Genomic DNA, 13,473 nt, shown 5'->3' on the forward strand with positions numbered 1-13,473 from the left:
TTCCGATCTTCCTCGACGAGCTCGCCCAGGATCATCAGATAGCTGCGCCCCAGCCCGCCGAGCTCGGCGAGCTCGATGGCGGGCAGCACCAGGGCGCGCACGACCGAGACGAGGTCGTCGTCGGGGCATTCGCGCGCCGCGGCGATCAGCTCCTGCTCGCGGGCGGCGAGGGCGTCCAGGGGCTGCTCGAGGACGGCGACGAGCATCCCGGTGCGCGAGCCGAAGTGGTAGTGGACCGCACCCCGGTTGCGCTGCCCCGCCTGCCGGGTGATCTCGAGCAGGGACGCCGTGTGGACGCCGTGCTCGGCGAACCCGCGCGTCGCCGCCTCGATGAGGCGTTGCCGCGTCTCCTCCGCGGGACCCATCAGATGCCCGGCACGATCCGACCCAGGAGGTCACCCATCCGGGTCGCGGCCGAGCGGCCCGCCTCGAGGACCTCCTCGTGGTTGAGCGGCTCGCCGCTGATGCCCGCGGCCAGGTTGGTGACCAGGCTGATGCCCAGCACCTCCATGCCGGCCTCGCGGGCCGCGATCGCCTCGAGCGTCGTGCTCATGCCGACCAGCGTGCCGCCGATGGCGCGCACCATGCCGATCTCGGCCGGGGTCTCGTAGTGAGGCCCGGGGAACTGCACGTAGATCCCCTCGTCGAGACTCGGGTCGACCTCGCGGCACATCGCACGCAGTCGGCTGGAGTAGAGGTCGGTGAGGTCGACGAAGTTCGCGCCCTCGATCGGCGACCGGCCGGTGAGGTTGATGTGGTCGCTGATGAGCACCGGCGTGCCGGGCGACCAGGTGTCCTTGAGGCCACCGCACCCGTTGGTGAGCACGATGGCCCGGCAGCCGGCCGCGGCGGCGGTGCGCACACCGTGCACGACAGCGGAGACGCCCTTGCCCTCGTAATAGTGGGTGCGGCTCAGGAAGACGAGCAGCCGCTTGTCGCCGGCCCGCACCGAGCGGATCTTGCCGGAGTGCCCGGCCACGGCTGCCGCGGAGAAGCCGGGCAGGTCGGTGGTCGAGATCTCGGCCGTGGCCTCGCCCAGCGCGTCGACGGCCGGCAGCCAGCCGCTGCCCAGGACCAGGGCGACGTCGTGGCGCTCGATGCCCGTCAGCTCGGCGAGGGCGGCAGCAGCCTCTGAGGCCAGGGCTGCGGAGTCGTGGGTGGTGGTGGAGTCGGTCACTCTGTGGAGCCTAGAGCGTGTGGGGGCGCGACTACAGACCGGTCGAGCGGCACGGGCGGCGACGCAGCCCCGCGACGTAGTCGTCCGGGGCGTCAGCGGCCTCGGCGGAGTCGGCCAGGATCCCGAGCGTCACGGCGGACGGCAGTCCGCCCTCGAAGGCGTCGAGCACGTAGGTCCAGGCGACGACCTCGCCGGTCAAGGTCGAGATCCGCACCTTGGCCTTGCGGTAGAGACCGGAGTCGGCCTGCTCGACCTGGTCGAGCGCCGACTCGTCCTGGCTCGGCACGTCGTAGACGGCCACGAAGACCTGCTCGAACGGGTCCTGCACGATCGTGGACAGGGCGCCGTCCCAGCCGTGCTCCTCGCCGCCGAAGGTGAGTCGCCACCCCTCCAGCCAGCCGGTGGTGCGCAGTGGTGAGTGCGGGCAACGCTCGCTCATCCGCGCAGGATCGAGGTTGGTCCCGTAGGCGGCGTACAACGTCACACCCCAGAGACTAGTGGGCGACGTGAGTCGAGCGGCTCAGGACACTAGGGTGGACCCCGTGAGCCACTTCGATGTCCTTGTTCTCGGTGCCGGCCCCGGTGGGTACGTCGCTGCAATCCGCGCAGCCCAGCTCGGCAAGTCCGTTGCCGTGGTGGAGGAGAAGTACTGGGGCGGTGTGTGCCTCAACGTGGGATGCATCCCGTCCAAGGCGCTCCTCAAGAACGCTGAGCTGTCCCACGTGCTCACGCACGAGAAGGACAAGTTCGGTATCGAGGGCGACGCCACGATGTCCTTCGGCCCGACGCACAAGCGTTCGCGCCAGGTCAGCGCCGGCATCGTCAAGGGCGTCCACTTCTTGATGAAGAAGAACAAGATCACCGAGATCGACGGCTGGGGCACCCTGACCGGCCCCACGTCGCTGGACGTGAAGAACAAGGACGGCGAGACCACGTCCTACACCTGCGACGACCTGATCCTGGCCACCGGCGCGAAGGTGCGTCTGGTGCCGGGCGTCGAGCTCAGCGAGAACGTCGTCACCTACGAGGAGCAGATCCTCGACGAGAACCTGCCCGGCTCGATCATCATCGGCGGGTCCGGGGCGATCGGTGTCGAGTTCGCCTACGTCATGAAGAACTTCGGCGTCGACGTCACCATCGTCGAGTTCGTCGACCGCATGGTGCCGACCGAGGACGAGGCGGTCTCCAAGGAGCTCGCCAAGCACTACAAGAAGCTCGGCGTGAAGGTGCTGACCTCCACGGCGGTCAAGAACGTCGAGGACACCGGCTCGGGCGTGAAGGTCACCGTGGCTCCGGCCGGCGGCGGCGACGAGAAGGTCCTCGAGGCCGACAAGTTCCTCGCGGCGTTCGGCTTCGCACCGCGGCTCGAGGGCTACGGCCTCGAGGCGACGGGTGTCGAGACCACCGAGCGCGGCGCCATCGCGATCGACGAGCGCGGCCGCACCAACGTCGAGCACGTCTACGCGATCGGTGACGTCACCGGCAAGCTGATGCTCGCCCACGTCGCCGAGGCCATGGGCATCGTGGCGGCCGAGACGATCGCGGACGCCGAGACCATGGAGATCGACTTCGACATGATCCCGCGCGCGACCTACTGCCAGCCCCAGATCGCCTCCTTCGGCTACTCCGAGGCGCAGGCCAAGGACAAGGGCTACGACGTCAAGACCTCGACGTTCCCCTTCTCGGCCAACGGCAAGGCCCAGGGCCTCGGCGACACCGCCGGCTTCGTCAAGATCGTCGCCGACGCCGAGCACAACGAGATCATCGGCGCCCACCTGATCGGCCCCGACGTCACCGAGCTGCTGCCGGTGCTGACGCTGGCCCAGCAGTGGGACCTCACGGCCGACGAGGTGGCGCGCAACGTCTTCGCCCACCCGACGCTGGGTGAGTCGGTCAAGGAAGCCATCCACGGCATCGCCGGCCACATGATCAACTTCTGATCAAGCGAGCAGCAGGTCGCGAGGCACGAGCGAGCTGCGTCGGCGAGACGAGGTTGAGCAAGTCCTGCGGCTGAGCCTGCGAAGTCGCGACGGGCGCGTCGAAACCCGGTGAGAAGACAAGCAGCCTGAAGTGGGGTCGAACCCCAGCGATACGAAAGGCACCTGACATGAGCGGCGGACCCGAGTCCAACAAGGTCGTCATCCTCGGCGGAGGCCCCGGCGGCTACGAGGCAGCCCACGTGGCCGCGCAGCTCGGCGCCGACGTGACGATCGTCGACTCCGACGGCATCGGCGGCTCCGCGGTGCTGACCGACTGTGTGCCGAGCAAGACGCTCATCGCCACGGCCGAGCTGATGAGCGAGGTCGCCGGTGCGGCCGAGCTCGGGGTCAACTTCAGCGACTCCGAGGGCGATGCGGCCACGAGCCTGCGTGTCGACCTGGGGCGCGTCAACGCCCGGGTCAAGCGACTCGCAGCCGACCAGTCCGGCGACATCGCGCGGCGCCTCGACAAGGACGGCGTCCGCGTCGTCCAGGGCCGCGGTCGCCTCGACGGACCCGGTCGGGTCGTCGTCGGCGACGACTCGTACGACGCCGATGCGGTGCTCATCGCGACCGGGGCGGCGCCGCGCACCTTGCCGACGGCCCAGCCCGACGGCGAGCGCATCCTCACCTGGGAGCAGGTCTACGACCTCACCGAGGTGCCCACCGAGCTGATCGTGGTGGGCTCCGGGGTCACCGGTGCCGAGTTCGCCAGTGCTTACCTCGCCCTCGGCGTCCCCGTCACGCTGGTCTCCTCGCGCGACCGGGTGCTGCCCGGCGAGGACGCCGACGCCTCCCTGGTGCTGGAGGAGGTCTCGAAGCGTCGCGGGATGACGGTGCTGTCGAAGTCGCGCATGGAGTCGGTTACCCGCGACGGCGACGTCGTCACGGTGACGCTCACCGACGGCCGCAGCGTCCAGGGCTCGCACTGCATCCTCGCGCTCGGCTCGGTGCCCAAGACCGACGACCTCGGCCTCGAGGAGGCCGGGGTGATCCTCAAGGACGGCGGCTTCGTCAACGTCGACCGCGTCTCCCGCACCTCGGCGCGCGGTGTGTACGCCGCCGGCGACTGCACCGGCGTGCTGATGCTCGCCAGCGTCGCGGCGATGCAGGGCCGGATCGCGATGTGGCACTTCCTGGGCGACACCGTGCACCCGCTGGACCTGAAGAAGGTCTCCTCCAACGTCTTCACCGCTCCCGAGATCGCCACGGTCGGCTGGTCACAGGAGTCCGTCGACGCCGGCGAGATGCAGGCCGAGTCGGTGATGCTCCCGCTGTCGGGCAACGCCCGCGCCAAGATGCAGGGGGTGCGCGACGGCTTCGTCAAGCTGTTCTGCCGCCCCGGCACCGGCATCGTCGTCGGGGGAGTGGTGGTGGGCCCGCGGGCCTCCGAGCTGATCCACCCGGTCGCGATCGCGGTGGCGGAGTCGCTCACCGCCGACCAGCTCGCCCAGACCTTCACGGTCTACCCGTCGATGAGTGGCTCGGTCGCCGAGGCCGCCCGGAGGCTGCACCGGTTCTGAGGCGTCGGCGCTAGCCGTCCAGCAGGGCGGCGAGGCGGCTGATCTCGCCGTGCTGGGTCGCGATGACGTCCGTGGCCATCTCGCGGACCCGGACGTCCTCGCCGGTGCGCACGAGGGTGTCGGCCATGGCGATCGCACCCTGGTGGTGCGCGATCATCCCGGTGAGGAAGAGCTCGTCGAACGCTGCTCCGTCGGCGTCCTCGAGAGCCTGCATCTGGGTCGGCGAGAGCATGCCCTGCATACCGGCCATGCCTGTCATGTCGGACATGTTGGGCATGTCGGGCATGTCGGGCATGTCGGGCATGGCAGAGACGGCCTCGAGGTCGGCGAGCATGGGCTCGGGCAGGTCGTGCCGGACCAGCCAGGCGACCATGGCGATGATCTCGCGGCTCTGGCCCCGGTCGATCGACCGGGCGATCGCGAGGACCTGTCGGTCCTCGGCGCGCGTCTCGGCGAGGTCGGCGAGGTCGAGGGCCTGCCGGTGGTGGGCGATCATCATCGTCAGGTAGCCGGCGTCGGCGACGTTCCAGTCGGCCGACTCCGGCGGGGTCGGGATCACGCCGGGTGAATCCAGATGTGACCCCGCGTGCGAGGACTCGCCCGTAGGCTGCTCCCCAGAACAACCTGATAGCGCCAGGAACAGCCCGACGCCGACCAGTCGAGCCACGAGAGTGGTCGATCGTCGACGGGGAGGCGGCACCTGGTCGAGATTACCGTGGGAGTGAACGTGAGATGGTCCGTCTCGGTCGGTGCGCTGGTGCTGACGGCCGGTGTCCTGGCCTCTGGTGTGGTGGCTCCGGCGACCGCGGAGCCGTTGGAGCCGCTGGAGCCCGCGCCAGGGGCTGAGCTGGCCGGCATCGAGCCGGCCCAGCCGCGCGTGCGCAGCGGCGAGGTCGACCGGAGTCGCAACATGCGCCAGGTGGCTCGGCTGCCGCTCGTCGGCGCGTTCACCGGCGACGGCGACTACGGCACCGACCTCGCCTTCACCGGGCACCACGCCATCGCGGGCAACTACGAGGGCTTCACGGTCTACGACATCAAGAAGCCGCAGCGCCCCCGACGGGTCGCCCAGGTGATCTGCCCTGGCGGTCAGAACGACGTCTCGGTCTACCGCGACCTGCTGATCGTCTCGGTCGACTGGCTGCGCACCGACGACACCTGCGCCAGTGACTCGGCCTATGGGGACGACGGGCGCGACACCCCGGCGCCCGAGTCGTGGTGGGGGATCCGTCTCTTCGACATCAGCGACCCGGCCGAGCCCCGTTTCATCAGGTCGATCAGGACCGAGTGCGGGTCGCACACCCACACCCTCGCCCCCGCGAGGAAGGGCAGCACGGTCTACGTCTACGTGTCGTCCTTCGAGACCGGTCCGGGGCTCCCGAACTGCGAGCCGCCCCACGACTCGATCAGCGTCGTCAAGGTGTCGGCAGCCAATCCTGAGCGAGCGCGGGTCGTCAACGAGCCGGTGCTCTTCCCCGACGGTGGGTCGGGTGGCGGCGGCTACAGCAGCGCCACGAGCGGGTGCCACGACATCACGGCCTACCCGAAGCGCAACCTCGCGGCCGGTGCGTGCATGGGCGACGGGATCCTGCTCGACATTTCCAACCGCGCCAAGCCCCGGGTGATCGACCGGGTGCGCGACACGAGGAACTTCGCCTTCTGGCACTCGGCCACCATCAGCGGGTCGGGTCGCTCCGTGGTCTTCACCGACGAGCTCGGGGGCGGCGGATCGCCGACCTGCAACAAGGAGGTCGGACGCAAGCGCGGGGCCAACGGGATCTACGTGATCCGCAACCGGCAGCTGAAGTTCCGCAGCTACTACAAGATCCCGCGCGTCCAGTCGGACACCGAGAACTGTGTGGCGCACAACGGATCGCTGGTGCCGGTCAAGGGACGCGACATCATGGTGCAGGCCTGGTACCAGGGCGGCACCTCGGTCTTCGACTTCACCAACCCGCGCAGGCCCAAGGAGCTCGCTCACTTCGACCGTGGCGCGATCTCCGACGACCGACTCGTCGACGGTGGCTCGTGGTCGTCGTACTGGTACAACGGTTACGTCTACTCCAGCGATCTCGTCCGGGGCCTCGAGGTGTTCAAGGTCAAGGCTCCATGGGCGAAGAAGGCGAGCAAAGTGAAGCAGTCGGTGTTCAACGCCCAGTCCCAACCCACCTTCAACAGCTGATGCGGCGCCTTCTCGGGACGCTCACGACGCTCGTCGTCCTGCTCGGCCTGGTGGTGCTGGTCGGGCCGGCCTCGGCAGCGACCTCGGTCTCGGTGACCGGCAACGGCTACGGGCACGGGCGAGGCCTCTCCCAGTACGGCGCGAAGGCCAGGGCCGAGGCGGGCCAGAGCTATCGCGAGATCCTGGACTTCTACTACCCCGGGGCCGAGCACGAGACCATCGGCGGCAAGGTCTCGGTGCTGCTCAGCGCCGACACGTCGAAGGACGTCGTGGTGCGCGACCGCAGCGGGCTCAGCCTCAAGAGCCTCGGCAACGGTCGCACCTATGCCCTCAAGAAGGGCAAGGCGACGTGGTGGCGCATCACCCCCGCCAAGAAGGGCTCTGCGAGCAGGATCGCCTTCACGACCAAGCGCACCAAGAAGTGGCGGACCCTGCGCACCGTGCCGGGCGCTGCCCAGTTCACCGCCGGTGGCAAGCCGATCGCGCTGCGCACGCCGTCCGGCGTCCGTGCCTATCGCGGGGTGCTGCGCTCTGCTCGCCCCAGCGGAGCGAAGCGCGAGCGCGACACCGTCAACATCGTCTCCCTCGAGCACTACCTCAAGGGCGTCGTGCCCCGCGAGGTGCCGGCCCTGTGGTCGGCCGAGGCCGTGCGCTCGCAGGCCGTGGCCGCACGCACCTACGCAGCGTTCGAGCGCCGCATGCCCCTGGCCGATCACTACCAGATCTGTGACACCACCTCCTGCCAGGTCTACGGCGGCTTCACCGACGAGCACCCGGCGTCCAACCAGGCGATCAAGGCGACCCGCAAGGAGATCCTGACGTCCGGCGGCAACCCGGCCTTCACCCAGTTCTCGGCGAGCAACGGTGGATACACCACCGGCGGCACCGTCGACTACCTGCCGGCGAAGAAGGACCCGTTCGACAAGGCCTACCGCGGGTGGACCGCCACCATCACCGACGCCCAGGTCTCCGCAGCGTTGCCGGCCGTCGGGTCGCTGGAGTCGATCGAGGTGCTCGCGCGCAACGGCAACGGCTCCTTCGGCGGTCGCGTCGACTCCATCAGGATCAACGGCTCGAAGGGGTCGAGCACCCTGACCGGAGATCAGTTCCGGTCGTACTTCGGGCTGCGCTCGACGATGTTCAAGGTCAGCTGAGCACCAGCACCAGGTCGCCGCCGTCGACGGGCTGCGTCGCGCGGACGGCGAGGCGCTGCACGGTGCCGGCGACGGGAGCCGTGATCGAGGCCTCCATCTTCATCGCCTCGATCGTGGCGACCGTCTGGCCGGCCTCGACGGTGTCGCCCTCGGCGACGACCACCGTGACCGCTCCCTGGTAGGGAGCCGCGACGTGACCGGGCACGGAGGCGTCGGCCTTCTCGGCGACCGCGACGTCAGAGGCGATCGAGGTGTCGCGCACGCTCACGGGACGCATCTGACCGTTGATCAGCGCCATCACCGTGCGGTAGCCACGCTCGTCGGGCTCGCTGACCGACTGCACGCCGAGGATGAGGGTGAGGCCCTCGTCGAGGGTGACCTCGTGCTCCTCGCCCTGCTGGAGGCCGTAGAGGTAGTCGAGGGTCGGCAGCACCGAGATGTCGCCGTACTTCTCGCGGGCCTCGAGGAAGTCCTTCGTGGGCCCGGGGAAGAGCAGCTCGTTGAGCATCGCGCGTCGGCTGGTCGAGCCGCCCGCCAGTCCGGCCGCCTGGTCGTCGGTGAGCACGCCCGCGGGGGCCTTCCAGACGCGGCCCTCCAGAGCCTTGGTGCGGAACGGCTCCGGCCAGCCCCCGGGCGGGTCGCCGAGCTCACCGTTGAGGAAGCCGATGACCGAGTCCGGGATGTCGAAGGCCGCCGGGTCGTCGGCGAAAACCTTCGGGTCGGCGCCGATGCCGACGAGGGCGAGGGCGAGGTCACCGATCACCTTTGACGACGGGGTGACCTTCGGGACGCGACCGAGGACGTCGTTCGCGGCGGCATACATGTCCTCGACCTGCTCGAACTTCTCGCCGAGGCCGAGCGCGATCGCCTGCTGGCGCAAGTTGGAGAGCTGACCGCCGGGGATCTCGTGGCGGTAGACGCGGCCGGTGGGCGACGGCAGTCCGGACTCGAAGGGTGCGTAGACCCGGCGAGTGGCCTCCCAGTAGGGCTCGATGGCGTTGATGGCCTCGAGCGAGAGGCCGGTCTCGCGGTCGGAGTGGTCGGTGGCCGAGACCAGCGCCGAGAGCGGCGGCTGCGACGTCGTCCCGGCCATCGCGGCGGAGGCCGCGTCGACGGCGTCGACGCCTGAGTCGATCGCGGCGAGGAGGGTGGCGAGCTGTCCACCGGGGGTGTCGTGGGTGTGCAGGTGCACGGGCAGGTCGAAGTTCTCCCGCAGCGCGGTGACCAGGGTGCGGGCGGCCGGGGCGCGCAGCAGTCCGGCCATGTCCTTGATGCACAGCACGTGGGCGCCGGCCTCGACGATCCGCTCGGCCAGGCGCAGGTAGTAGTCGAGCGTGTAGAGCTTCTCGCCCGGGCTCGACAGGTCACCGGTGTAGCAGAGGGCGACCTCGGCGACGGTGGTGCCGGTGGCGCGCACGGCCTCGATCGCGGGTCGCATCTGCTCGACGTCGTTGAGGGCGTCGAAGATGCGGAAGACGTCGAGCCCGGTGGCAGCGGCCTCCTCGACGAAGGCCTCCGTCACCGCGGTCGGGTACGGCGTGTAGCCGACGGTGTTGCGGCCGCGCAGGAGCATCTGCAGGCAGATGTTGGGCATCGCCTGACGCAGCGAGGCCAGGCGCTCCCACGGGTCCTCGGAGAGGAAGCGCAGGGCGACGTCGTACGTCGCTCCGCCCCAGACCTCGGCCGACCACAGCTGCGGGGTCGTGCGGGCCACGACGGGGGCTGCGGTCAGGAGGTCGCGGGTGCGCACCCGGGTCGCGAGCAGCGACTGGTGTGCGTCGCGGAACGTCGTCTCGGTGACCGCGACGTTGGTCTGCGCGCGCAGGCGGCGCGCGAACTCCTCCGGTCCGACCTCGAGGAGGAGCTGACGGCTGCCGTCGGGGGCGGGGACGTCGAGGTCGACGCGCGGCAGCTTGGAGGCCGGGTCGATGCTGACCGGGGCGGGCCCGTGCGGCTGGTTGACCGTGACGTCGGCGAGGTAGGTGAGCAGCTTGGTGCCGCGGTCGCTGGACCCGCGCGCCTGGAGCAGCTGGGGGTGGGTCTCGATGAACGAGGTGGTCACCCGGCCGGCGGCGAAGTCGGGGTCGTCGAGGACGGCCTGGAGGAACGGGATGTTGGTGGAGACGCCGCGGATCCGGAACTCCGCGACCGCACGACGGGCCTTCTCGACGGCCTTCTCGAACGTGCGGCCGCGACAGGTGAGCTTGGCGAGCATCGAGTCGAAGTGGGCCGAGACCTCGGCGCCGGTGTAGACGGTGCCGCCGTCGAGCCGCACGCCGCCGCCACCGGGGGAGCGGTAGGTGGTGATCACGCCGGTGTCGGGGCGGAAGTTGTTGGCGGGGTCCTCGGTGGTGATCCGGCACTGGAGGGCTGCGCCGCGCAGCTGCACGGTGTCCTGGGAAAGGCCGAGGTCGGCAAGGGTCTCGCCGGAGGCGATGCGCATCTGGGCCTGCACGAGGTCGACGTCGGTGACCTCCTCGGTCACCGTGTGCTCGACCTGGATGCGGGGGTTCATCTCGATGAAGACGTAGTTGCCGGCGGGGTCGAGGAGGAACTCGACGGTGCCGGCGTTCTTGTAGCCGATCTCGGTGGCGAAGCGCACCGCGTCGGCGCACATCCGGTCACGCAGCTCGGGGTCGAGGTTGGGCGCGGGCGCGATCTCGACGACCTTCTGGTGTCGCCGCTGCACCGAGCAGTCGCGCTCGAAGAGGTGGATCACGTTGCCGGCGCCGTCGGCCAGGATCTGCACCTCGATGTGGCGCGGCTCCACGACGGCCTGCTCGATGAAGACGGTCGGGTCGCCGAAGGCGCCCTCGCCCTCGCGCATGCAGGTCTCGACGGCCTCACGGAGGTCCTCGGTACGCTCGACGCGGCGCATGCCTCGGCCGCCGCCGCCGGCGACGGCCTTGACGAAGAGCGGGTACGGCATCCCGTCGCCGTTGCGGGCTGCCTCGGTCGCAGCGATGAGGGCGTCGACGTCCGTGCCGGGCTCGACCGACTCCAGGACCGGGACGCCGGCGGCCTTCGCCGCAGCGATGGCGCGCGCCTTGTTGCCCGTGAGCTCGAGGATGTCGGAGGTCGGACCGATGAAGGTGATCCCGGCGTTGGCGCAGGCCTCGGCGAGGTCGGGGTTCTCCGACAGGAAGCCGTAGCCGGGGTAGATCGCGTCGGCTCCGGCGCGCACGGCGGTGGCGACGATCCCCTCGGGGTCGAGGTAGGCGCGGACCGGGTGGCCGCGCTCGCCGATCTCGTAGGCCTCGTCGGCCTTCAGTCGGTGCTCGGACCAGCGGTCCTCGTGGGGGAAGACCGCGACCGTGCGCGCCCCTACCTCGTACGCCGCCCGAAACGCCCGGATCGCGATCTCGCCCCGGTTGGCCACCAGCACCTTGGAGAACATGGCTCCAACCTAGTGGTCCAGTCGAGTGGTGGGTCCGGTCATCTCAGCCCAAGAACTGCGAGACGAGACCGGGCAGGGCCTCGTCGGCGAGAGCCACTGCGGTCTCGTCCGGGACGTCGAGAACTCGGACGGCGCCGCGGCCACCGGCGGTGGTGGCGACCAGGGTGCAGACGCCCATCCGGCGCTGGAAGAAGGTGGCTCGCAGGTTCCACCCGATGACGTCGTCGACCGCCAGCGCCTCGCGCCGGCGGCTCAGGCTGCCCGAGCGGGCGACGACGTACTGGTCGACGAGAGTGTGGCCCAGGCCGCGCACCCGGTCGGCGCCGATGAGCGCCATCACGGCAACGGTGGCGAGGGCCGGCAGCAGCGGCCACCACGGTCCTCCGGTCACGGCGAGGACGACGGCGGCCAGGGACAGCACGGCGGGCACGGCGAGCGCGCGGCTCCAGCGACGGCGTACGGCGGCCGGACCGTGAGGTCGCAGGGGCGCCGTGACGACGGCGCTGCTCCCGACGACGTCGCCGGCGACGCGGAGGACGAGGTCGGCCGGCGCCGGGGGCAGGAGGCTGGCGCTGCCCGGTGCCTTGCGGTCGACGCCGGTGACGATGGCGTCGAGGTTGCGCCCGCGGGCCACCCGGAGAGCGAGGCCCTCGCCGAGCGAGATCCCCGCAACACGGTCCTCGTCGAGACTCGTCTCGCGGGTGGTCAGCAGGCCGCGCGAGACGTGCCAGGAGCCGTCGGAGAGCGTGAGTCGGAAGGCCCAGTTGGTGAGGAGGTAGCCGACGACCGAGATCGGGACGACGAGCAGGACCAGGCCCAGCACCAGCGCGGCGACGGCGACCTCGGACGGGAGCGAGATCGCCTCGAGGTCGATGCGCTGCCAGCTGTCGGTGATCTCGAGCAGCTGGGAGAGACCACCCAGGGCGGCCGCGGCGACGATGAGACCGGCTCCGGTGAACGGAGCGAAGCGCAGCCACGAGGGGGAGAAGGTCGCGAGCGGGGTGGCGGTGTCGAGGACGTCCCCGGTGCCGGCGACCGGGGCGCCGTCGTCGTCCGTGGCACCCTGCAGCAGCTCACGGCGCAGCGTGCGGGCCCGCTCGATGGGGAGGCCGTCGAGGTCGAGGTCGCCGTCCTCGCCGCCGGCCGACCCGGTGCCGATGCGCACCGTGGTGAGGCCCAGGAGTCGATGGATCAGCGACGACGTGAGGTCGACGGTGCGCACTCGGTCCTGGGGCGTCGAGAGCACGTGTCGGCTGAGCAGGCCGCGGCGCAGCTCGACGCGGCCCTGGGTGATGCGGAAGCCGGTGGTGAGGTAGCGCAGCACGCCGAAGGCGATCGGGAAGAGCACGCCGAGGAGGTAGAGCGGTGGCCCGCCGCTCGCTGAGCCGGCGAAGAAGAGCACGAAGAGGGCGGGGAGGAACCGCAGCACCTCGCGCACCGGTTGCACGATCAACATCCGCGGGTCGAGGCGCTGCCACTCCGCGCCGTGGTCGGCCTCGCGCGAGGCAGGCTGCTCGTAGGCGCTGGCGCCGTGGGGGAAGTACGGGTTCGCGTGCGACGGCCCCAGGGGCGGCGGTGGTGGCGGAGGCGGCGGGGGTTGCTTCAGCGGGGGCGGACCGGTCGGCGGTGGGTAGTCACTCACGTCGCGTCGCCCTCGACGGCGTCCGCCTGCCGGGTCAGGTCGTCGACCAGCCGTCGTGCGACCTGGCGGTCGAGTCCGTCGATGCTGATCGCGCCGGCCGCGGACGCCGTCGTCACGGTGACGCTGGCGAGGCCGAAGAGGCGGGCGATCGCGCCCTCGGCGTAGTCCACGGTCTGGATGCGGCTCATGGGGGCGATGCGGCGCTCGCGGGCCCACCACCCGGTCTGGGTGTAGACCGCCGTCTCGGTGGCCTCCCACCGGTGCACCAGGTAGCGCCACTGCGGGACGACGGCGACGTAGGCGATGACGGCGACGACCAGAGCCAGCACCATCCACCACCGGACGGCATCGGTGGTCACGGCGAACACCGAGAGAGCGACGACCATCACCAGTCCCTCGATGCTCGAGCCCAGCTGCCG

General features: G+C 70.5%; 11 protein-coding genes. 4 read left to right on the forward strand and 7 right to left on the reverse strand.

Translation table 11 applies throughout. The annotated features are described in order from the left end of the window. The 3 genes from VOI19_RS03520 to VOI19_RS03530 form a co-directional block, all read right to left on the reverse strand. The coding region (locus VOI19_RS03520) for a TetR family transcriptional regulator (RefSeq protein ID WP_323791575.1) at nucleotides 1-365 on the reverse strand (365 nt) is incomplete at its 3' end. Continuing rightward, nucleotides 365-1,177 carry a purine-nucleoside phosphorylase gene (locus VOI19_RS03525; protein ID WP_323791576.1) on the reverse strand — a complete coding sequence of 271 codons (813 nt, stop codon included), beginning with the start codon at nucleotides 1,175-1,177 and terminating at the stop codon, nucleotides 365-367. The genes VOI19_RS03525 and VOI19_RS03520, both read right to left, overlap by 1 nt. Nucleotides 1,178-1,208: 31 nt before the next feature. After that, entirely contained in the window at nucleotides 1,209-1,661 is a 453-nt protein-coding gene (locus VOI19_RS03530) for a gamma-glutamylcyclotransferase (protein WP_323791577.1), read from the reverse strand. Between the two features lie 58 nt (nucleotides 1,662-1,719). Between VOI19_RS03530 and lpdA the strand changes: the two genes are divergently transcribed. Next, on the forward strand, nucleotides 1,720-3,117 hold the full coding sequence (gene lpdA / locus VOI19_RS03535; RefSeq protein ID WP_323791578.1) for a dihydrolipoyl dehydrogenase: 1,398 nt from the start codon (nucleotides 1,720-1,722) through the stop codon (nucleotides 3,115-3,117). 167 nt (nucleotides 3,118-3,284) lie between these two features. Further along, on the forward strand, nucleotides 3,285-4,679 hold the full coding sequence (locus VOI19_RS03540; protein ID WP_323791579.1) for an NAD(P)H-quinone dehydrogenase: 1,395 nt from the start codon (nucleotides 3,285-3,287) through the stop codon (nucleotides 4,677-4,679). A gap of 10 nt (nucleotides 4,680-4,689) precedes the next feature. On the opposite strand, the gene VOI19_RS03545 is transcribed toward VOI19_RS03540, so the two are convergent. Continuing rightward, complete coding sequence (locus tag VOI19_RS03545) at nucleotides 4,690-5,238, reverse strand: DUF305 domain-containing protein (protein WP_323791580.1); 549 nt, start codon at nucleotides 5,236-5,238, stop codon at nucleotides 4,690-4,692. 168 nt (nucleotides 5,239-5,406) lie between these two features. On the opposite strand from VOI19_RS03545, the gene VOI19_RS03550 reads away from it, so the two are divergent. Next, the gene (locus VOI19_RS03550) at nucleotides 5,407-6,861 is read left to right on the forward strand and encodes a hypothetical protein (RefSeq protein ID WP_323791581.1); all 1,455 of its coding nucleotides are present in this window, start codon (nucleotides 5,407-5,409) and stop codon (nucleotides 6,859-6,861) included. After that, a complete protein-coding gene (locus tag VOI19_RS03555; RefSeq protein ID WP_323791582.1) occupies nucleotides 6,861-8,015 on the forward strand; it encodes a SpoIID/LytB domain-containing protein in 1,155 nt (384 codons plus the stop codon). The genes VOI19_RS03550 and VOI19_RS03555 overlap by 1 nt, the downstream gene beginning before the upstream one ends. On the opposite strand, the gene VOI19_RS03560 is transcribed toward VOI19_RS03555, so the two are convergent. The 3 genes from VOI19_RS03560 to VOI19_RS03570 form a co-directional block, all read right to left on the reverse strand. Beyond that, complete coding sequence (locus tag VOI19_RS03560) at nucleotides 8,008-11,412, reverse strand: pyruvate carboxylase (protein ID WP_323791583.1); 3,405 nt, start codon at nucleotides 11,410-11,412, stop codon at nucleotides 8,008-8,010. The two genes, VOI19_RS03555 and VOI19_RS03560, sit on opposite strands and share 8 nt — an antisense overlap. Before the next feature lie 43 nt (nucleotides 11,413-11,455). Further along, the gene (locus VOI19_RS03565) at nucleotides 11,456-13,054 is read right to left on the reverse strand and encodes a PH domain-containing protein (RefSeq protein ID WP_323791584.1); all 1,599 of its coding nucleotides are present in this window, start codon (nucleotides 13,052-13,054) and stop codon (nucleotides 11,456-11,458) included. Beyond that, on the reverse strand, nucleotides 13,051-13,473 hold a 423-nt coding region (locus VOI19_RS03570; RefSeq protein WP_323791585.1), incomplete at its 5' end, for a PH domain-containing protein. The genes VOI19_RS03565 and VOI19_RS03570, both read right to left, overlap by 4 nt.

It is taken from the genome of Nocardioides sp., assembly GCF_034670285.1.
Lineage (GTDB): Bacteria > Actinomycetota > Actinomycetes > Propionibacteriales > Nocardioidaceae > Nocardioides.

Excerpts from the sequence above, each read along its gene's own strand:
- VOI19_RS03555 (WP_323791582.1), top strand. The coding sequence starts at position 6,861 with ATGCGGCGCCTTCTCGGGACGCTCACGACGCTCGTCGTCCTGCTCGGC.
- VOI19_RS03560 (WP_323791583.1), bottom strand. The coding sequence starts at position 11,412 with ATGTTCTCCAAGGTGCTGGTGGCCAACCGGGGCGAGATCGCGATCCGG.
- VOI19_RS03540 (WP_323791579.1), top strand. The coding sequence starts at position 3,285 with ATGAGCGGCGGACCCGAGTCCAACAAGGTCGTCATCCTCGGCGGAGGC.